The sequence below is a fragment of the Spiroplasma citri genome, from assembly GCF_001886855.1.
GTDB lineage: Bacteria > Bacillota_I > Bacilli_A > Mycoplasmatales > Mycoplasmataceae > Spiroplasma > Spiroplasma citri.
Map to the genome: position 1 here is coordinate 1,467,403 of NZ_CP013197.1, position 21,800 is coordinate 1,489,202.

Annotated in this window: 22 protein-coding genes, 2 pseudogenes and 1 riboswitch; of the genes and pseudogenes, 10 read left to right on the forward strand and 14 right to left on the reverse strand. The window is 25.4% G+C overall.

The window, feature by feature from the left end; all coding sequences use genetic code 4:
- From SCITRI_RS08640 to SCITRI_RS08665, 7 genes and pseudogenes are all read right to left on the reverse strand, one after another.
- A complete protein-coding gene (locus SCITRI_RS08640; protein ID WP_071937960.1) occupies positions 1–1,626 on the reverse strand; it encodes a hypothetical protein in 1,626 nt (541 codons plus the stop codon).
- Positions 1,627–1,741: 115 nt separating this feature from the next.
- Positions 1,742–2,224 (reverse strand): PTS sugar transporter subunit IIA, encoded by a 483-nt coding sequence (locus SCITRI_RS08645; protein WP_071937961.1) that lies wholly within the window; start codon positions 2,222–2,224, stop codon positions 1,742–1,744.
- A gap of 85 nt (positions 2,225–2,309) precedes the next feature.
- Complete coding sequence (locus SCITRI_RS08650; RefSeq protein ID WP_071937962.1) at positions 2,310–2,600, reverse strand: hypothetical protein; 291 nt, start codon at positions 2,598–2,600, stop codon at positions 2,310–2,312.
- Between the two features lie 56 nt (positions 2,601–2,656).
- Complete coding sequence (gene ptsP, locus SCITRI_RS08655; protein ID WP_071937963.1) at positions 2,657–4,393, reverse strand: phosphoenolpyruvate--protein phosphotransferase; 1,737 nt, start codon at positions 4,391–4,393, stop codon at positions 2,657–2,659.
- Positions 4,394–5,598: 1,205 nt separating this feature from the next.
- Positions 5,599–5,763: a hypothetical protein gene (locus SCITRI_RS10390; RefSeq protein WP_155522156.1), complete on the reverse strand. Its 165-nt coding sequence runs from the start codon at positions 5,761–5,763 to the stop codon at positions 5,599–5,601.
- Between the two features lie 196 nt (positions 5,764–5,959).
- Positions 5,960–6,813, reverse strand: a pseudogene (locus SCITRI_RS08660) (NAD(P)-dependent oxidoreductase).
- A 33-nt stretch (positions 6,814–6,846) separates the two neighbouring features.
- On the reverse strand, positions 6,847–7,887 hold the full coding sequence (locus tag SCITRI_RS08665) for an AEC family transporter (RefSeq protein WP_237237944.1): 1,041 nt from the start codon (positions 7,885–7,887) through the stop codon (positions 6,847–6,849).
- 498 nt (positions 7,888–8,385) lie between these two features.
- Between SCITRI_RS08665 and SCITRI_RS11850 the strand changes: the two genes are divergently transcribed.
- Positions 8,386–8,901 (forward strand): hypothetical protein, encoded by a 516-nt coding sequence (locus SCITRI_RS11850; RefSeq protein WP_237237945.1) that lies wholly within the window; start codon positions 8,386–8,388, stop codon positions 8,899–8,901.
- A gap of 47 nt (positions 8,902–8,948) precedes the next feature.
- On the forward strand, positions 8,949–9,125 hold the full coding sequence (locus SCITRI_RS11855; protein ID WP_237237946.1) for a hypothetical protein: 177 nt from the start codon (positions 8,949–8,951) through the stop codon (positions 9,123–9,125).
- A gap of 21 nt (positions 9,126–9,146) precedes the next feature.
- Here the strand turns inward: SCITRI_RS11855 and rplA are convergent, their stop codons facing one another.
- A complete protein-coding gene (gene rplA / locus SCITRI_RS08675) occupies positions 9,147–9,833 on the reverse strand; it encodes a 50S ribosomal protein L1 (RefSeq protein WP_071937964.1) in 687 nt (228 codons plus the stop codon).
- Between the two features lie 2 nt (positions 9,834–9,835).
- Entirely contained in the window at positions 9,836–10,327 is a 492-nt protein-coding gene (rplK, locus tag SCITRI_RS08680; RefSeq protein ID WP_374941389.1) for a 50S ribosomal protein L11, read from the reverse strand.
- 187 nt (positions 10,328–10,514) lie between these two features.
- On the opposite strand from rplK, the pseudogene SCITRI_RS12610 reads away from it, so the two are divergent.
- The 4 genes and pseudogenes from SCITRI_RS12610 (at position 10,515) to SCITRI_RS11870 (ending at position 13,629) form a co-directional block, all read left to right on the forward strand.
- A pseudogene (locus SCITRI_RS12610) lies at positions 10,515–11,778 on the forward strand (ISNCY family transposase).
- Positions 11,779–12,128: 350 nt separating this feature from the next.
- Positions 12,129–12,500 carry a hypothetical protein gene (locus SCITRI_RS11860; RefSeq protein ID WP_171283779.1) on the forward strand — a complete coding sequence of 124 codons (372 nt, stop codon included), beginning with the start codon at positions 12,129–12,131 and terminating at the stop codon, positions 12,498–12,500.
- Positions 12,501–12,767: 267 nt separating this feature from the next.
- Positions 12,768–13,022, forward strand: coding sequence for a hypothetical protein (locus SCITRI_RS11865; RefSeq protein WP_171283780.1), 255 nt, complete (start codon positions 12,768–12,770; stop codon positions 13,020–13,022).
- Positions 13,023–13,404: 382 nt separating this feature from the next.
- Entirely contained in the window at positions 13,405–13,629 is a 225-nt protein-coding gene (locus tag SCITRI_RS11870; RefSeq protein WP_237237947.1) for a hypothetical protein, read from the forward strand.
- Positions 13,630–13,875: 246 nt separating this feature from the next.
- Here SCITRI_RS11870 and SCITRI_RS08705 read toward each other — a convergent pair whose 3' ends face one another.
- From SCITRI_RS08705 to SCITRI_RS11880, 3 genes are all read right to left on the reverse strand, one after another.
- On the reverse strand, positions 13,876–14,196 hold the full coding sequence (locus SCITRI_RS08705) for a hypothetical protein (protein WP_237237948.1): 321 nt from the start codon (positions 14,194–14,196) through the stop codon (positions 13,876–13,878).
- Positions 14,197–14,490: 294 nt separating this feature from the next.
- Entirely contained in the window at positions 14,491–14,790 is a 300-nt protein-coding gene (locus SCITRI_RS11875; protein WP_237237949.1) for a hypothetical protein, read from the reverse strand.
- A 13-nt stretch (positions 14,791–14,803) separates the two neighbouring features.
- On the reverse strand, positions 14,804–15,112 hold the full coding sequence (locus tag SCITRI_RS11880; RefSeq protein ID WP_237237950.1) for a hypothetical protein: 309 nt from the start codon (positions 15,110–15,112) through the stop codon (positions 14,804–14,806).
- A 301-nt stretch (positions 15,113–15,413) separates the two neighbouring features.
- Positions 15,414–15,603: riboswitch (cobalamin riboswitch) on the reverse strand.
- A 229-nt stretch (positions 15,604–15,832) separates the two neighbouring features.
- Here SCITRI_RS11880 and SCITRI_RS08715 point away from each other — a divergent pair.
- From SCITRI_RS08715 to SCITRI_RS08725, 3 genes are all read left to right on the forward strand, one after another.
- Complete coding sequence (locus SCITRI_RS08715; protein ID WP_157092888.1) at positions 15,833–16,258, forward strand: hypothetical protein; 426 nt, start codon at positions 15,833–15,835, stop codon at positions 16,256–16,258.
- A gap of 41 nt (positions 16,259–16,299) precedes the next feature.
- Positions 16,300–16,689 carry a hypothetical protein gene (locus SCITRI_RS08720; protein ID WP_071937969.1) on the forward strand — a complete coding sequence of 130 codons (390 nt, stop codon included), beginning with the start codon at positions 16,300–16,302 and terminating at the stop codon, positions 16,687–16,689.
- A gap of 130 nt (positions 16,690–16,819) precedes the next feature.
- Positions 16,820–17,803, forward strand: coding sequence for a plasmid recombination protein (locus SCITRI_RS08725; RefSeq protein WP_071937970.1), 984 nt, complete (start codon positions 16,820–16,822; stop codon positions 17,801–17,803).
- Positions 17,804–18,059: 256 nt separating this feature from the next.
- Here the strand turns inward: SCITRI_RS08725 and SCITRI_RS08730 are convergent, their stop codons facing one another.
- The gene (locus SCITRI_RS08730; protein ID WP_071937971.1) at positions 18,060–19,034 is read right to left on the reverse strand and encodes an IS30 family transposase; all 975 of its coding nucleotides are present in this window, start codon (positions 19,032–19,034) and stop codon (positions 18,060–18,062) included.
- 116 nt (positions 19,035–19,150) lie between these two features.
- On the opposite strand from SCITRI_RS08730, the gene SCITRI_RS08735 reads away from it, so the two are divergent.
- Positions 19,151–19,612: a lipoprotein gene (locus tag SCITRI_RS08735; protein WP_071937972.1), complete on the forward strand. Its 462-nt coding sequence runs from the start codon at positions 19,151–19,153 to the stop codon at positions 19,610–19,612.
- Between the two features lie 10 nt (positions 19,613–19,622).
- On the opposite strand, the gene SCITRI_RS08740 is transcribed toward SCITRI_RS08735, so the two are convergent.
- On the reverse strand, positions 19,623–21,797 hold the full coding sequence (locus SCITRI_RS08740) for a spiroplasma phage ORF1-like family protein (protein WP_071937973.1): 2,175 nt from the start codon (positions 21,795–21,797) through the stop codon (positions 19,623–19,625).
- Between the last annotated feature and the right edge of the window lie 3 nt (positions 21,798–21,800).

Sequence of the window (21,800 nt, forward strand, 5' to 3'; positions counted from 1 at the left end):
TTATTTTATTATTTTTAGATTCTTGTTGTAATGTGGGGGGGGTGTTGGTTTTTTGAAATGCCATTTTTTAAATGGCTTAATTTTCAATGCATAAACACTAATATTTAAGGCAACTAATAAAGCAACAATAAAAACCGTAGCATTGTTTAATAAAGCCTGTTCATTAAAAATTAAAATTAAAAAACGCCCAACTAACGGATTAAAGAAAGTCACTGTTAAAATTGATAGCATATTAATTGGGGTTTTTGCAACAAAATTAGGAATTCGTTCAAAAAACAATAATCAAATTAAAGCTAACCCTAAAAAGACAAAGGAAATAATTAAAAAGACAATATTTGTTCATGGTTCTCAACGTCCCAATTCTAACTGTACAGATAAGGCTGATGCAATTGTTTCTAATGTTCAGAAATTTAAATTATTTTCCCTCGTTGCTAAAACAATGACCAATGAAATTAGGGTAAAAATAATTGGTACAACAAATAATAATTTTTTTTGCCCAAGATACATCATTATTTCAATATCATGTACTCGTGAATAATTACGATATAACAAAAATGATAAAATTATCATTAACAAAAATAATCCTAAAAAAATAAAAATTAATAAAATATTTTTTATTTGCGCATTGTAGAAAATAAAACATAACGTTGAAAATAAGGTAAACTTCACCATATCTTTTAAGAAATTAGTTTTATATTTTAACATACTAATTCATGTTGAAACATAAATAATAAATAACATAATATATGATGCATCTCATTCAAAGGTAATATAACTTGCAAAAATAATACCAATAATTCATGGCATATTACGGCTACGATATTCTTCATTTGTGTAAATTGTCATTAAAATAAAAGTGACAAAAAATAGACCAGTTAGCATATTTTGCTGATGCCATGAATCATATCCAAAATAGTAAATTAACAATTTTGAAGCAGATAAAACAAGGAGCGATAAAGAACCAATTAAAAAACTATTACTTTTTTTATTAGCAAAATTACTCAATAATGTTACAAAAATTGAAGCAAATAACATTGCATCTAAAATATTTAGTAAATTTCAAATAATATCATTTGGATCAATCCCAGTCATCACAAACCAAACTGAAACATTCGTAAATCAAGATAATGTTGCTAAAGCTTGAGCTTTAGCAACGGTAACATTTGGATTTAATTTAAAAATAATATTATTATCAGCTGAATCAAAAAAGTAAAAACTTAAAATATAACTATTAGTAATGTTTGAACCTGAAGGAGCAATAAAATAATTTTTAGCATAGTATAATGTCATAAAAACACCAAACGCAACAAAAAAAATGGCGTGATTTCAATCCCATAAATTAATATTAAATCAATAACGAATAAATAATAACAAAAATAATGAATATAAAATATTAATTGACAATAATGAATAAACTAAAATAATATAACGTAAATTAGGAATAAATTCTAATGGAATTAGCAAAAAAGAAATAACAGCAAAATAAAAGAAAAAACCCATAATCATTCCAAAATAAATATTTTTAGTTCGAATTTTTAAAAATTCGGCTAAAATTGCTCCTGTTGAAGAAAAGACTCAGTAATAATATAAGAAAAAAACAATCGCAATTAAAACTATTTTTACCATTTGACCTTTTTCCTTTCTTAACAATTATAGCAAAAACACTCCAGAATATACCTTATAAAGCAAAAATAAAAGTGATTTCTACTTTATAAATCACTTATTAGTTTAAAATTATTTCCTATTTAATAACAGCAATAATTTCTCCTTGTTTAACATTTCCTGTTTTAACAATATTAATTGTTTTACCGCTAATTGTTTCTGGTGTAAAAACAATTGGCGTATCTAAACTTGGTACATTTTCAGCTTTTAAAACAGTTAAATCAACATTACATAATAAATCTCCTTGTTTAATATTATCATCTTGTTTTACTTGAATATCAAATCCTTTTCCATTTAATGAAACTGTATCCATTCCAATATGTAATAACATTTCAACACCATTATTACTTTTAATTCCATAAGCATGACCTGTCGGAAAAACGGTAATTAATTTTCCAGCAATTGGAGCAATAAAATTACCAGCACTTGGTTTAATTGCTAAACCCTCACCTAACATTTTTTGTGAAAATACTTCATCTTCAACTTTATCTAAAGCAATAACTTCACCATCTACAGGGGCAATTATTTCAAGTTCTTTTGGTTTTTTACTAAATAATCCCATCTTTTCTTCTCCTTTTTTTATTAAGCAGACAACTTTGTCATCTATATTTAGTATACTATAAAATTATTAAATTTATGTGCTATTTTTAAAACAATGGGAAACCAACTACTTGTTTAATTAAGACCAGAACAGAACCAATTAAGCAAAAGAAACATAATAAAAATAAAATTAAATACTTATTTTTTTGAAAAGCAGCTCGAATTGTTAACTTCTGTTTAACTGTAAAATTATCATTTTTAGAATTATGCCGTGTTTTAAGCCATTGTCTTCAATATCAAACCCCACTAATAATTGATAATACTGCAAAAGCAACAACTAAAGTAATTAAAACTGGTAACGGAAGATCAATTATTGCATGACTATTTAGATTTATCATTTAAACCACCTATTTTAATAAAAAAAAACACTATATAGTGTTATTTTATCAAAAATTTAGGCCTTTAAAGCATTTTTTGTACTTTTTTCAACTAAAGCTAAAACTTCATCAGCTGTTTGGCATTCTAATGCTTCTGTTACTAATTTTTCCATTGCCGAAACTTCTAATTTACTAATAATTCGACGAGCATTTAAAATACTTGTTGCAGACATTGAAAAGTAATCTAATTTCATTCCCATTAAAAGCGGAATTGCTTGCTCTTCTCCAGCCATTTCGCCACACATTCCAACCCATTTTCCTTCTTTATGGGCACCGTTAATAATTGTTTTAATTAAGCGTAAAACAGATGGATTATATGGTTGATATAAATACGCCACAAATTGGCTCATTCGATCAGCTGCCATTGTATATTGAATTAAATCATTGGTTCCAATTGAAAAGAAATCAGCGTGTTTTGCAAACTGATCAGCTAACATTGCTGCTGCTGGAATTTCCATCATCATTCCAATTTCAATATTATCTGCAACTTTATGTCCTTCTTTAATTAAAGTTGCTTTTTCTTCTAAGGTAATTTTTTTTGCAGAATTAAATTCATCAATTGTTGCAATCATTGGAAACATAATTCCGATTTTGCCATGAACACTTGCACGTAATAAAGCACGTAATTGTGTTCGAAAAACATCTGTTTTATCTAAACAAAGACGAATTGCACGATATCCTAAAAATGGGTTCATTTCTTCTGGAAATTTAAAATACGATAATTTTTTATCGCCACCAATATCTAATGTTCGAATAATAACTGGGCGTCCTTGCATTCCTTCTAAGACACCTTTATAAGCTTCATACTGCTCATCTTCAGTTGGGAAATGGTCATTATTCATATATAAGAACTCGCTTCTAAATAAACCAATTCCTTGACCACCATTATCCAAAACACCTTGAACATCTTTTGGCGCTCCAATATTTCCTTCTAAAACAAATTTTTGATATCCATCTTTTGAAACCGTTGGCTTATATTTAAATCCCAATAATTCTTGTTGTAATTGTAAAAATTTTTCTTTTTCTGCTGTCCAAGTTTTAACCTCTGTTGACATTGGATTTAAGATAACTTCTCCTGTTGTCCCATTAATCATAACTAATTCATGATGATTTGCTTGTTTCGTAATATCTTTTAATCCTAATACGGCTGGAATTTCTAAACTACGGGCCATAATTGCAGCATGGCTAGTACGCCCTCCCATATCACAGCTAAATCCTTTAACAAATTTAGGATTTAGCTGTGCTGTTTGTGAAGGTGTTAAATCTTCAGCAACAATAATAACTTCTTCATGAATAGTTGCTAAATCTAATACCGGAACATTTAAAATATACTTAATTAAACGATCAGTTACATCTTTAACATCTGCTGCACGTTCTTTAAAATATGGATCATCCATACTTGCAAACATTGTAATAAACTTTTGAGCAACAGTATGAATTGCATATGCTGCATTATTGTTATTACTCTTAATAATAATATTTTTTGCTTCATCAATCATTGCTGGGTCACGCAAAATTTCCTTATGTGCTTCAAAAATTGCTGCTTTTTCTGCCCCTAATTTTTCTAAGGCAATCTTTTGTAGTTTTTCAATATCTGTGTTTGCATTTTGCATTGCTGCTTCTAGTATTTTAATTTCTTTTGCTGAATCAGAAACCGTATTATTCGAAATTTCATATTTTGGTTCTTCTAACTTAAAAACTTTGGCAATCGCAATTCCATTACTAGCACCTATCCCATGCAGTTTTTTTGACATAATAAAAAATCCTCACTTCTCTTTCTACTAAAACTATTTTTATTATATACCGAAAACTGAAAAATTGTTGCATTTTAACTAGACTTTTTGTTATAAAACATTATTTTCTATAAATAAGCAACAAACTTAAGTAATTATTTTATCTTTGTTCATTTTAGAAAATTGTAAACTGTAAATGCAAGTGCAGCAAATCAATTCAGAAATGAACACCTAAAATAAAGTAGAGATAAAAAATTATGTTAAAATTCTACTAAGAAATTTTCTTTTTATTTTAGTTATTTCAAATTTCATAATTGTTTGCAGAACGAATATTATTTGAGCCATAATAAATTGAATTTAAACGGAGACTAATTTTTCATGATTGACTGCCATCTTGATTGTAACTAACAAAAGTCACTATTATTTGTTTTATATCTACGCTCGGGTTGCGTTCCCTTAATCTAGCCAGAATTGTTTCGCAGTCATTATTGGGTAGTTTTCCTAAGTCATGGTTTGTAATTACAGTTAATATGGATTTTTTTGAAAAATAGAAAAATTAACAATTTCTCAGCCAAAGTATTGAGAATTTGGTTTTGCAGAAATATGAAAATAAAAATAAGTATGATCATAATAACTATGAGATAATTTTATATCTTCTATGTTTACATTCGGGTTGCACTCCCTTAATCTAGCCAGAATTGTTTTGGAATTATTCATTGGATAATTCTCCTAAGTCAGGGTTTGTAATTACAGTTGATAGCGAAATTCGCGATGGGCTAGGCTGTGGGTTTTATTTCTAATATTTTGTGATTGATAGAAACTTTCAGCAATTACAAATGGCATGAACATTACACTAATTGTTATTGTACTTAACAAATTTAGTAATTTATTCATATCTATATTCATTCCTTTCATTTATGTTCATAGTTAACTCTCTAAAATTTTATATCATTTTTAAAGTATCTGTTATTACTAAATCAATAGATTTATTACACTTGCATTTACAGTTTACAAATTAAAAAACATCTCATATTATACTCGTGGAAAATTATATCAACGAGTTTGCATAATTCCGTTAATAAAAATCCGATATCAATAAAATTCAATTAATAAAGTACCTTGTTTGAAATTTAAATTTCTTATTGTATTGGTTCTCATTCGTTGAATTTTTTTAATACTATAAAGAGCAAACCAAGTTGAATTACAAACAAAAGCATAGTCTGGAATTATAATTCACTCAAATCAACATTTTTACTTAATGTTTGATGCTTTTTTTGTACACGAAAAATAAATAACTTATTGTTATTATTATTTAATTTTCATTGTCTATAAAAAGATTTAAATTTAAACTGACATTCATCACAAATTATTTGCTGTCCATTTTCTTGCATGACAAAATATACCTCGCATTTCTTTTTTTGTCACCCCACAATTTTTATTAGTTAATATAAAATAAAAAAATAAATAGAAATCATAGTTTTTTACTAAATAAATTATACAATAATTTTATTTATTTTGTTATTTTTTTATTAAAAGTTATTTTAAATAATAAAAAGTAGAGTTTACTCTACTTTTTAAAAATTTATTTTATATTTTATTTTTTGATTCACCATTTGCTAAAATTTCTTTTAAATTTTCATATATTGTTTCAATCATATTTTTGACAGCTTCATCAGTATAAGATCCTATATGCGGTGTAATAATTACTCGTGGATATAAGGTAAGTAATTTATTTGTAATATTATCTGGTGTTATATTTTCATTAAAATCTTGAAAAAAACATCACCTTCATTTTCTAATACATCTAATCCAACACCTTTTAAGTTATTTGACTTAACAACTTCATAAACTGCCTCACTATCCATTAGTTGTCCACGCGCTGCATTAATTAACACTGACCCTGGTTTCATTTGTGCTATAAATTCTTTATTAACAAAATAATGATTTTGTTCTTTAATATATGGGCAATGTAATGAAACTAAGTCTGATTCTTTCAGCAAAGTATTTAAATCAGTATATGTTAAAACTGTTCGAACACTATCGTTTTCATAAATATCGTATCCTAATACTTTATCTCCCATTCCGTGTCAAGCTTTTGCTGCTTCAAAACCAATTCGACTAGTTCCAATAATTCCAATTGTAGAATTACGAATTTCTTTTGCAAACATAAAATCATCAACTTTAAAATTTGTTTTACGTTCATTATTATCCATATAAAATAAATTACGTAAAAAATCATTTCCCATTGCTACCGCTAATTCGCTAACTGCATTAGGCGAATATCCTGGAACATAAGCCATTTTAAACCCTAATTCATGTGCTTTTGTTAAATATTCTTCAATTAAAGGTAAATCATAACCATATTTTTCATTTAGTTTTTCAAAAAATGGTCGTTCGGTTTTCCGAACGTCATAAAAAACCATTTTAATTTTTATATTCATTCTTATTTTCTCCTAAGCATGTAATAATAAAGTTTATGTAAATAATGAAGTTGCTCCAATTGCTGTAGTAATAATTACTCAAAATGGTAACGAAATAATTGAAAATAAAGTTGAAACTAATGTTAAATTACTTGCTAACATTGGTTGTTTTTTATATCCTATTGAATATGCCACAATAACAGATGCTGGCGGTGCAGCCAACATAATGACAATAACAGTTAAACCAACTGAATTTAATTTTCATACTCCTGTTTCTTTTCCAGTTACAGCAAAAATAATTGCTAAAACTAATCCAATAATTGGTGTTAGAATAACTTTCATAATCATTCCATATCAGACTTTTTTATCTTGCATTGCTTCACGCAATTTTCCTTTTGCTAAAGTCATCCCAATTGCTAATCATGCTAATGGGGTACATAATCCTTCTAATGTTTTTGTTATTTTAAATAATGGTGGGAAAGTATTATCTAATCGTAATGGTGAGAATAACCGACCACTACCAATTTTATTTTGATCAGGAACAATTTCAATTCCTGGAATTAATTGTGTTACTCAAAAGATAAATCCAATAATTGTTTCAATTAAGATTGGATTAACAAAAATTTGTTTTAAATTTGCCTTAACGGTTGCCATTTTTTTAGCTCGTATTTCAGTTTTTACTTGAGCATACCCAGTTGGATCTATTTTTGCATCAACAATTGTTTCTGTTTTTGTTTCGGCTATAGTTGCTAATTGTCCTTGCGTTGGTTTGCTCATAACAATAAATCCTAGTGAATATAAAAATACTCGATAAGGAATATTAAAGATATTAGCTGGTAATGTTGCTTGTCCGGCTTCAAATAAAGCGGTAACAACTGGAATTCCAAAGAAAGTGGTTGATGCAAAAACCGTACACATTGCTAACGCATCACGAACATCCTGCTCATATTTAATATAAAAATATTTTGCTACAATTCCTAAAATAATATAGAATAAAAATCCGACTAATAAAATCGCTGCTTGTGTTTTAACTTGTTCAACTGTTGTATCAGCCATAAAACCATCAAATGCTAAACATGGTAATCCAACAACCATTACAATTTTAATTAGAGCAGTTTCTCAATCTTTTTTAAAGGTTGCACGTTTTGTTAAAAACTAACCTAAAAAAATACAAACATTGTTGCAATAATTGCACTTCAAAAACCCCGTACTTTTAAAGTATCAACGACTGCTGCACCAACATTGGCTTGTAAATATAAATGCATTGTATTTTTTCATTTCATAGTTTTTTAAATAATGCCTAGTGTACTTTTTCTACTATTAATATTATAATCAATTTCTAAAAATAATAACATAAAAAATGAAAAATTTTGGTAAATTCAAGAATTAAACCTTTAAGAAGAAACTATTTTAAAATTAGAAATATAAAATATTTAATTTTTGTTTTACATAGTAGTTTAATCTGTAATTATGATATAATGTTACAATAAGTTATATAAAATCTAATATATAAAGAAGCGCAAATGTATAAATTATCAAAGTATAGTAAAAATTTAAAAATAAATTATAACTTTAATAGCTCTCTTAATTATTGTGCCTATCTCTGGTGTTATCATAGATTTATGTGATAGAATGCTTAATTATGATTATTTTAAACCAAATAAAAATGGACATAGTGAAAACACAATTGATCAATTAATTGCATGATTATTTGTTGCTTTTACAAATTGGTATACCTTATATTGCGTAATTTATGCCATAGTTTTTCTTGCAAGGTTAGGATATAAAAATGAACCTTCAGAGTTTAAAAAATTTATTTTTAATTGTATTTTTTTAGCAACATATTCAATTGTTATTGTTATTGTCTTTTGTCCAGATGTTATTAAACAATTATTTCTTGGAAAAGGATTTATTTTTACAAATTCACTTTTAAAAAACATTATTACAATTAACATTCACTTTATAACACCAATTATTACATTTATTTTATTTGGTATTTTTTCATATTATGAGCAACAAGATTTTAAATATTTTATTAAAAGAATTAATTACTTTAGTTTAATATTACCAATTTTATATATTGTATTTTCATGAACTAGACTAGACTAGTGATATATATTGAATACCATGGTTATGTTCCAACAGATGGAAGAATAATGTGATGAAATAGTTATAAAATTTTAAACCCCTATCTTCATCCAGTTTTAGCACCGTTATTAGTAATCTTTTCAGGCATTTGGATTTATGGTATTTCAACTTTAGTTAGTTATTTAGCATTATTTTCATTAAGAACTAAAAAGAAACAAAAAAAGGAAAAGATTAACAGTTGTTAATCTTTTCCTTTTTTATATTAATTATAATTCAATTAAAACTTTAATTCCTGGTCCCATTGTTGTTGTTATAGCAATATTTTTAATATATGTTCCTTTAACAGCTGCTGGTTTTGCCTTACGAATTGTTTCATAAATTACATCATAATTAGCTTTTAAAGCTTCAACTTTGTATGATGCTTTACCGATAATTGAATGAATGTTTCCATTTTTATCAACACGGTATTCAACTTTTCCTTTTTTAACATCACCAATTGCTTTAGCAACATCTGGAGTAACTGTTCCTGTTTTAGGGTTTGGCATTAATCCTTTTGGTCCTAATAATTTCCCAATTTTCCCTAATTCTGCCATAATATCTGGTGTTGCAATGATAACATCATAATCAAATCAATTTTCTTTTTGAATTTTTTCAATTAAATCTTTACCACCAACAAAATCAGCACCCGCTGCTTTAGCATCAGCTTCCTTGCTATTTGTTAAAACTAAGATTCGTTGTGTTTTTCCTGTTCCTTTTGGTAACACAACAGCTCCACGAATTTGTTGGTCAGCATGACGTGGATCAACATTTAGATTAAAGGCAACTTCAACGGTTGAGTCAAACTTTGTTGTTGCAGTTTGTTTTGCTAATTCAATTGCTTCTACAATTGGGTATACCTTATTTTTGTCAACTAATTCAGCAGCTTTGTTATATTTTTTACCAAATTTTGCCATCCTTAGTTTTTTTCCTTCTTACTTGGCATACCTTGAACAACTATCCCCATATTACGAGCAGTTCCCTCAATAATATTTATTGCTGCTTCAACATCATTTGCGTTTAAATCAATAAGTTTATATTCCGCAATTTTACGAACTTCATCAACTGAAATCGTTGCTACTTTCTCATCTTTTGCCTTTGCTGACCCCTTTTGGATTTTTGCTGCTTTTTTTAATAAAATTGCGGCTGGTGTTGTTTTTAATTCAAATTTAAATGTCTTATCATCAAAAGCAGTAATAACAACTGGAACGACATCACCCATTCGTTCTTTTGTTGCATCATTGAACTGTGTACAAAATTGAGGCATATTAATTCCTAATGAAGCTAATTCTGGCCCTGGTTTTGCTTGTCCTGCTTGAAATTCTAATTTTGCAATTCTTGTAATTTTTGCCACGAGCAATTTCCTCCTTTTAATTAAATTCTCGCTGTGGTCCAAACGTAATGTTAACATTACTACCACATTTAAGCATACTCTATATAATAGAATAAATGCCTAATTAATTATAACAATAAAAAAATAAAAAAACAACTTTATTTTAAAACAAATGTCCTTATCTTGTGATAATTTAGTAATAGTTATCTAGCAAAAATTTCGCAATTATTTATATTATTAATTTGGTGATAGCTACGGAAAGAAAATTAACAATGACAGAAAAACATAAATATAAAACTACTGGAAAAGTTATTAATAATGAAATAACAAAAAAACGTGCTGCTAAAATTTTAGATTTGTCTATTCGTAGAATTGAAAAATTAATGAAAATTTATGATACACAAAATATGACTTCCTTTGCCCATCATTCACATGGTATAACAGCATATAACAAAACAAAACCAGAAATTTGTGAAAATATTCTTAATTTTTACAAAACTAAATATATTGATTTTAATTTTATACATTTTAAAGAAAAATTACTTGAAAATGAAAAAATAAAAATTTCTTATTCAGTTTTGTACAACTTAATGTCTCTAAATCAAATAAAATCTCCTAGAAAACAGAAATTAAGAAAAAAAAGATAAATCACATCCTTTAAGAGAACGCCGCAAATATTTTGGGGAATTATTACAAGCTGATGCTAGTAAACATTTATGACTAGGAATAAATCATCCTAAAATATTTTTACATGGTGCTATTGATGATACAACAAATACAGTTGTTGGATTATATTTTGATTATCAAGAAACCTTAAATGGTTATTATAATGTTTTATATCAAATTTTAAAAAACTATGGTATTCCTATGACATTTTATACAGATAAGCGAACAATTTTTACTTATCAAAAAAATAATAGTAAAAACGAAGAAAAAGACACATTTACTCAATTCAGCAGATGCTGTAATGAATTAGGTGTCGAAATCATAACTACTTCAATTCCTCAAACAAAAGGTCGAATTGAACAGTTATGAGGTACTTTACAAGATCGTCTAAAAAATGAATTAGGTCTTGCAAAAGTAACTACTCTTGAAGAAGCAAATAAGTTCTTAAAAGAATTTCTACCTAAATTCAATAAACACTTTGCTCTTCCCATTGATTATAACAATTCTGCTTTCGTTGATGCACCAGAAAGTGACAAAATTAATTTACTTTTATCAATAACTTCAACAATAAGAACAGATAATGGATCATCAATTAGTTATGCAAATAAAAAGTGCTTAACTTATGATAATAAAAAACTAAAAGTTTTTAATTCAAAAACAAATGTTACAATAATGTTACAATAATTAATGCATTTGATAAAACATTGTATCTTAAGTATGAAAACAAAATTTATAATCTATTAGAATATATTCCAACAGTTAAAAATACAGAAAAAACATTACCAAAATCTAAAGCTCATAAACCCAAATCAAATCATCCATGAACTGAAAGATATACTATGAAACAATTATCAATTAAATAAATTTACGAAATTTTAGCTAGATATTGACACTTTATTTTAAAACAAAAAATAACAAATAAAAAATTAAATAAAAGCAATTATTAATTAAAAAATATTGTTAATTTTAAATAAACATTATAAGGTAAGTATTGTAAATGATTTTAAAAATATTATATTTTTAAAATAAATGGCTTAATTAATTAATTAATTAAAATAATAAGGAAATTTTAATATGGAATTTACATCAGAAATGAAAAATCAGCTGAAAAAAATATATAAATCAATTAAAAAGGTCTTAATTCTTTGAACATCTATAATAAAGTAAACTCTTAAAAAGAGTGTAATATTTTATTAGGAGATGTTCTTTTATTATGGGAAAATGATACACAAAAGAAGAAAAAATAAAAATTATTAAATACTATCATAAAAATGTGTATATGAATACAATAAAAAAATTTACTATTGCAAAGGAAACTTTAAGCAGATGAATTAAAATCACAAATGAAGATAATTTAATTCCTGGAAAGGATCCTCAGTCAAAGGAAATTCGCAGACCAGGCCGACCTAAAACTATTGATTTTAATAGTATGAGTAAAGAGGAACTAATTAAATATATAGAAATGATACAAGATATAAAAAAGTATTTAACCAAATCGAATAAAATGAAATTTTGAGCGGTTTGGTCCTTGAAGAAAAAATACACGATTAAATATTTAACTCATATTTTAAATATTTCTAAATAAGGATATTATAAGTGATTTAACAACGGTATGCAAAAATTTAATAAGTGAGATTCAAAATTAGCTAAATTAATTAAAATATCATTTTTTAAATTTAATAAAATTTATGGTTATAAAATGTTAACTTTAATAATTAATAAAATCTATAATTTATCTTTAAAAGCTCATATGGTATATAGATATATGAAATATTTAAATCTAAAATCTGTTCAAAGAATTAAAAAATTCAAATATAAACTTTAATCTGGGCCTTTTCGATATGAAAATTTATTGAGTCAAAACTTTAGGACTACTGAACTTAATCAAAAACTAGGAACCAATATTACATATTTGCTAACTAATAAAAAAACTTATTATTTATCAATTGTCAAAGATTTTCATAATAACCAAATTTTGGACTATCAAATTAGTAATAATTTAGGTACTAATTTTGTTTTAAAAAATATTATTAATGCTTGAATAAAAGCTGGTAAACCTAAAACATGAATTTTACAATCTGATCAAGGATTTCATTACACAAATTAAAATTATCAAAGACTTTGCAATTATTTAGGAATTAAAATATCAATGTCTAAACGAGGTAATCCATATGATAATGTCCATACTAAATCATGATTTGGTACAATGAAAAGTGAATTTTTAAATCAAATTTCAAGAAAAAAGAGAACTACAAAATGAATTATAAGTAATTTACCTAAGTAAATTTATTTTTATAATAATTTTAGACCACAATAAAAATTAAAAGGTCTAAGTCCTGTTGAATACAGGAACCTAAACCTTTAGTCATTTTTTATTAGTCTACTTTTCTTGACTAATTCACTTTTTTACAACACTTGGTTTTAATAAAAAAGAATCTGAAAAAATAGCAACTTCTACTTGTAAAAATATAACAAAAAATTGAAAACAAATGGGAATTAATGAAAATGTAGTAAATGAGTGAAGTTCAATTGCTACAGACGCTTCAAGAGAAGGAAAAAAACACCAAATTTCTTCACCACAAACAGGACAAGCAGAATTACAAAAAATGATTGATAAAATGGTATACTTGTTCCAATCCAACCACGCATGTCAACAAACAGCATTAATAATCCTGCAGCATAAACTAATCCAATTGCAAAACAACAAAGAATAAAAGATATTCAAAAAATTTATAAAGAATTTAATCAAACAGAACAAAATCAAGAACTTGAACAAGAAAAATAAAAAGACGATTTTGTTCTTTTTAATTTATTACTACAAATTATTACTACAAAATCGACTATTTAATAAATTAATTATTGAGACTAAAGTATTATTTGATTTGCTTCCACAATTTACATATTAAATAAAAAATGATATTAAAATAATTTTAATATCATTTCTTAATAGCATTAAATTTTTACTCGTGAACAAAAATCCACCCTAATGCTCCAACTCCAATAAAAAGATTAGGAACGGCCCCTAAATAGGTTCAGGGTGATTGATAATCTGCTTTTACAAAAAATCCAACTATGAAAATTACTGCTAAACTAGCAATGGCAAGTGCTCATAATAATGATCAAAAGCCTGGTTTAACTGATAGCGGAACCAAAATATACAAAATTCCTAAAATCAAAAGAACTGGTCAACTTGTGTCTCATCCGTAAATTGAAGTTTTTGTTGGAACGCCAGCAGCAAATAAAATGCCAATAATAATAATTCAAGCTGCGCCAATAAACATTAAAATTTTTGGTCATGTTAATGTCTTAATAATTTCATCTCCTTCCAAGATAATTACAATAATAATTATACAATAAAATTATGAAATTATTTTGGCATTTTTATAACCTTTATCATTAAAAGAATTTTAATTTCGCGATGTTAAATATGTCAAAACATCAGTCACACGAAAAGTATTATTAATTGCAGGAATTAGTTGTGGTGAAATATATTGGGCCTTATTTTCACCAATGATTTTAAAATAAAAACCTCAGTTGGGTAATCGGTATTTTATTTTATTAAAACTATTATTTATTTAATCTTCTTGATAATTTAGATCTATTCGAAATACATTTTGAGCCTTAGTTTTTGACACTCTAATTGAAACTTTACTAACAAGGCTTAATGGAATATTCATCCCCACTTGAATTTTATTTTCAGTGCTACTTCAAACTCCATATATTGCCTTTTGGATTTCCGTCTGCAATAAAACATCCCAACGGTTAGAATTTCATCAAACAAATTGTTTTCCATCCACTTCTTGAACTGGATGAGAATCACGAATTGTTCCTCATTGTTTAAATTCTTTTTGAAATCGGTCATTTAGTTGCTTCATATTCTTACTATTTTTAAGGTCTTATCACTTTATCTTGTGACATTATTGTATAACCATTAACAGGGGTATTTTGCGTCAAAAAGGAATTAGAAATATAAACATTACCATCATCAGTTTTTGTAAATGTTATTGGCTCATACAGATGAGTTACATCTTGCATATGAGCAGTATCACCAAACTGTAATTTTTGTATTACTTTATCAAGACTTACAACATTTTTAAAATAAAAATAAATATGTGCTTCTTGATTAAGATCTAATCAATCTTTTTGTTGGAAGGTACTTGATGCAGTTGACAAATAATAATTATTATAGCCAACCACAAATTCTTCATTTTCCTCCGTTTTTATTTGATAGATTCAATCTGGATCACAATAGGAAAGCGATTCATCAACATTTTTACAAGAAATTGTTGTTAATGTTGGTGAAAAAATAAATGTAGAACTTAGGAATAGTAATAATTTTTTTTCATTTTCTTATTTTTTTCTAGCAAATTAACAATGGACAATTTAATTCTAGTTCCAGTAAATTAAAAAGCATTCCCCAGCATGCTTTTTATATAACAATCACTAAATTATTTATTTACAAAATAATTACATGACTCACACCCAAGAATTATATAATAAGACTAATTAAATTTAGAAAGGTCTACTGGCTTAATTTCATCCTACTAACCGCCTTCCCAAAAGTTTTCCTTTCAGTGGCTAATGTGGCTTTCGTCAATATCACAGTTGCTGGGACAGCTTAAGATTTACACTTAATTCCCTAACTCTAAATAACTATTTACTAAATTGTCTAAAATTCATGCTGGAACATTTCAAAAACAAGCGCTTTCTATAATTGACGATGGATAACTTAAGGGTAACAAATAACTAATAATATTTAAACAATTAAATCGAAAATGACTAGGTTGTGAAATAAATAATAATTACTTTGCAATGGTACAAAAGCGATTAAAGAAAATACAACTTAAATTAAATTTTTAAAAAATGAATAACTTTCAATTAATCAAAAAGATAAATTATATTGCTGTTTTAATTGCAATGATGGTTGTATTATCGCAAACTATGCGAATCCAAATTATTCCAAGAACATCAATTCCATTATTTTTAATTCCTATTTTTATAAGTGGAATTATTTTAAATTGATATTGGTGTTTATTAATTGGAATTATGGGACATTTTTTATCAGATTTAACATTATGAGGTTTTACTGTGGGATCATTATGCTGAAATATTGGGACAGGTTTATTAGCAGTTTTAATTAAACTAATTAATTGAATAAAAATAAATCATAGTATTAAAATTATTCTTATTTTATTAGCAAACATAATTATTTATCTTCCAATTGATTTTATGCTTTTTTTGATTAAATCTTGGTGTTTTAAATATAGAACAAATAATTATCGGAATATTAATTACGAACACAATATGTTTACCAATTTTCTATTTTATAACATTAAAAATTAAAAAAGATTAAAAATAATTTTTTAGAGAAAGGAACTATCAAAATGAAAGAAACAGAAAAATATATAAGTTATCAAGTTATGACAAATAATTTAATTTTAACAAAACCTTATTATGATATTAAAGGTAATAAATGAATTGATTTAAGGATAAAAAATTTATTGTATCATTATGCAAGCATTAATATAAATAGCAAATATTTTAAATTACAATATAACAAAGATTATTGTTTTATTACAATTTTTAAAAATCAAAACTTTTATATTAAAAATAAAGATGGAAAAATTGAGGGTGAGGTTAATTGAGAAAAACTGCACCCTTTTTTATTAGAAATGAATAAGCAAGTTTTAATTAAAAAAGCAGAAAAAAAACAAATATACCAAGAAAATTTAAAATATTTTAATAGTAATAAATTTCCAAAAAAAGATGATTAATTAGACAAAATAAAAATGAAATTTTTCAAATATTTTGGCAAAGCCAAAATGTATGATGAGCAAGCATTTTGGCTTTATAAATTTAATAAATTTTAAAAGGTAAAAATTTCCAAAAAAGGAGGATAAAAAGATGGAAAAAGAAGATAAATTTAGGTCATCACCACCAATTGCAACTTTTAAAAAATATAGTAGTAAAAGTGTTAATAAATTAATAAGACATAATTTTAGAATTGGAATACCTGAAAATGTTAATCCTGAATTTACAAAATATAATTTTTATTATGTTAGTGATAAAAAAGAAAAAATTATAAATGATAAAGGTTTTAAGTTAGCAAATAATAAAAGATTTGAATTATTAAAAAATATAGAAGAAGATTGAAATAAACAACAACAGAAATATAGTGAAGCACAAAAATCAACTTTTAAAGATTTTTGTAATAAACACAATACTTACATAGAAGTTGTTTTGCCAGCAACAAGACAAGAATGATTTGAAAAAATGGGAATATGTCAATTTACAGATATTCAAGTATGGGACAAAAAAACAGATACGCGTAAAATGGGACAATTAATTCCTGAAAGTATAAATTATTATAAATTAAATGAATGAGTTAATATTGAAATAAATTTTATGAAACAATGAATGAAAAATAATCTTAAAACAGATATTGGGTATTTATATTCAACAGTTCATATGGACGAAACAACACCCCATATTCATTTTGGTTTTATTCCAATTAGTAAAGTTTTTTCAAAAAAGCTCAATGAAGAAAGATACATAATTAGTAATAATAGGGTTTTTGGTGGCAAAAAACAACTACAAAAGTTTAATAATTACCATGCTAATTATTTAACAAAAGCAGGTTATGAAATAGAACCTGGTGAAATTGGTGGTAAAGGTAGTTATAACACTATGAATTTTCGACAAGTTAAAGAATTTGAACGAAATAAATTAGAAAACGAAATTAATAATCTATTTGATGAGTACATATCTACGAAAGGCAATGTTAAAGAATTTAACAAAATTAAAAGCATCAGTGATGATTATGATAGTTTAATTTATGAAATTAAACAATTGAAACGTGTAAAATGAAGTGCAACAAATCTTTATTAACTAAATAATATAATAAAAATTAAAAAAATCAACCATAAATTAAAAAAAATAAAAATAATTTTAATTTTTCTTTTAATTTATTCACATTTAAACACACTAAAAAAGAATTTATTAAATTTTAATTAATAAATACATATTTTATTATTTTAATGACATATTTTGTTATTTTAATGACATATTTTATAATTTAATATACATTTTTGACATATTTTATGAATTAATTTACATATTATTAATTAATTAAAATATAATAAACTTATCTAAAATTATCTATAAATACATCTTTTGCTGTTCTTCAATTCAGAACAGGCCTTAATTTTTCATTTATTACATCATTAACTACTCAATCTAATCGTTTCTGACTAACCTTATTAAAATCAGTTCCAGGAGGAAATCAATGTCTTAATTCACCATTTATTTTTTCAATTAAAGGTTTTTGACGAGGTTTACCAGCATCACAAAAATAAACTTGTGTTTCAGCAAATATTTCCATTTCTCGTCATTTACTAAATTCTTTACCTCTATCTGTTATTATTCCTTTCATTTTACCCATTAAATTATTATTTATAACCATCTCTTTAAATTTTACTAGAACTTCCATAGCAGTATGATTTTCAAATTTTATTGCAAAATATTTTCTACTTGATTGTTCTACTAAAACTAAACAACTAGATAAATGTTCTTTTCCAACAACAGTATCCATTTCAAATCACCCAACATTAGAAACTTTATTTTCAATATCTCAAATTGACTTAAAATCAGTTAATTTACCACGATTATCAGATTTTCCTTTTGTTTTATATTTTTTTCCACGATGTCGCAAATTCTGTTTTAAAAAACCATAAAAACCTAAACGAATTCATTTATACAATGTTTTAACACAAACCGGAAATTTAATACCAAATTTTAAAAAATAACGATAAATAAGTTCTGACGGTGAATCGTGATATTTATTAAATCTAATTTGAATAAAATTAATCTGTTCTTCCGTAAATTTACATCTTTTATTATTCTTTTTTCTTTTCTTATAATACATTTTATCTGACTTATAAGCACTATATTCATCAGTAGTTTTAAAACGCTTAATTTCTCGTAAAATAGTACTACGATGTCTATTCAAACATTTAGCGATTGCAGAAATATTCTGTTCACCATTATTTTTTAAAAACATTTTTGATAATAATAATTGTTCTAATTTAACTTTATCCATAAAACTTAAATGACTATACATAACATTTATATACCTTTCATTAACTTATAAAATTAATATTTAATACGAATAATTGATATATAATTGATATGTGATAAAATCAATTATATATAAAAAAACAAAAAGGAGCAATATATATGAAAAAATGACTTAGTATCATAGGAGCAATAGGATTAACCATAACAAGCACAACAACACTAATCAGTTGTGAAAAATCTGAAAAACCAAATAATAATAATAATGAAGAAAATAAACCAACAATACCAGCATCACAACCACAACAACCACCAAAAAATAGTAATTGGAAAACTATAAATGGGACATTTAATAATGAATTTAAAACACGTAATAATAAATTTTATATAATATCAGCAAAAGAACAAAGAGAAGATAAGACTTGAAAAATTATTAAATTTAAAAACGATGATATTAATAATCTATTTGGTAATGTATGAAATAATGGAGTTAAAATTAAAGACATTTGATATATAGTAAATAGTTTATATCGTTGAGATGGTGATGGTGAACCTGAAACACCAACCATTGACAAAAATACTGGTGAAATTACTGACTGAAAAGAACAAAAAGGAACTAAATAACAGTTCCTTTTTATATTAATCGAACAAATTTCATAAAGATAATTAATAAAAAGATATTTGTTATTGTACTATACAATGCGGGATTAAATTTTCATACTTCGAATATTTGACTAAAAAAACTATATACTGTCTCAAAAACCTTACCAACACCACTCGCTAACTCGTTAACTTGTTTAACACCAGGAATAGTGTTGACAATTCAAATCACCGCATTTTTAATATGTGCACCAAAATCTCATCAACCTTCGGGCGTTACATATTGCACTTGTCATCATTGTTTATCAGGGAATAAACCACCACTATTTATCTCTTGTCAATTATAAATCCCAAAATTAAAATCATAATAACGGTACATATCATTTTCTCTTTGTGCTTGTAATTCAAAAACATTATAACCGATTCTTTGTTCTTCAATTTTCTTGTATCGCAAACCATATTTACTTTGTAAATAACCAGCAAAAACATAACCAGAATTCAAATTAATATCATAATTATTAGCAACCGAAAAATCATAATTAAAAACACTACCATAATTATTAATCGTATAAAACCGATTTTTAAACGCTGAATATAATTTAATATCTAATTGCTTATATTTATCCGAAAAATAAAAATATCGTGGGTAAATTTTAAAACCATTATTTACTAACAAGCCATATTTTTTATTATAACCTTGGACATAAGTATTATTTTCTAAATCAAAAATCGTACGTAAATAATTAGTATAAAATTTCTGTGAAATCTTAAACATACTATTTAATAATTTATCAAATTGTAATTTATCATTAATATTTTCACTCAATAAAATATTATTAAAATTTTGTAATTTCAACGCAAAAAAGTTAACTAAAACAGTATCATATTGCAAATTATCAATATATCCATTTTCTATAAATGAACTACGATTTTGAAATACTGGCACCAAAGCACTTGCAAAAAACGACTGTAAAAACTTAGATAAATCAAACTGACCGCTAAACTGCTGATAATACTTTAAATCTTTACTATTTAATGATGAATAAATTGAACCATTAAAACTAAAAACTTGACCAGTTCCCGTTCGCATAAAACTAAAATTAAAACTTAAATCATCGTTATTAACATTATTCAACTCTAAACTACCAGAAATAATAGTATTTACTTCATCAACAGTTAAAATCATCCGATAAATTGCTTTTTTAATATCTTGAACATCCAATTCATCAACCGTCTCAAAATCAAAAATTATCCGCTTTGTACCAACCTTATTCGGATTTTCATAATCCGCACTACCACCTTGTTGAACCCTAATATTTTCTCGCAAAACAGCAGTTAAAGATAAATTAATAAATTGTATTACACAACTTTGTTGATAACTATTTCAGTCAGTAATTTCACCAGTATTTTTGTCAATGGTTGGTGTTTCAGGTTCACCATCACCATCTCAACGATATAAACTATTTACTATATATCAAATGTCTTTAATTTTAACTCCATTATTTCATACATTACCAAATAGATTATTAATATCATCGTTTTTAAATTTAATAATTTTTCAAGTCTTATCTTCTCTTTGTTCTTTTGCTGATATTATATAAAATTTATTATTACGTGTTTTAAATTCATTATTAAATGTCCCATTTATAGTTTTCCAATTATCTTGTTTTAACTTAACTCTTGGAGAAAAATTTTCTTTATAACGCTCAACATTTTTAACAATTTGTAAAGATACATCATACATATTGTATTTATAAGCAAAAGCATAAATAAAATCAGTTAAATCATTCAAAAAATTCTCTTTTTTAACATCATAAAACTTATCAATTTTATACGTAAATTTAAAAGTATCTCACATTTGAAAAAATTCTAAAAATTTATCGTGTGGTTTATCATAAACAAGTCCAGTTGAATAACTATCTTGTAAAAAATCCAAATACCATTTATCATTAAACGATAATTTTTTTGACGTTTTTAAAGTTGGATTAATAAAATAATTGGTATCACTTCAATTTTCAAAAAAACTACTACGTAAAAACATTGTATTAATAAAATCAGTTTCATTAATACCTTTACCAGTACTACTTTCTTGTTTAAGCGTATATTGCTCCTCATTTAAGGGTCTAAACGCCGTTAAAGTAATAAATGGAATAACCAAACCCAAAAAAGTTAAAATAAATATGGCAAATAAAGATAACGATTTTTTCATAAA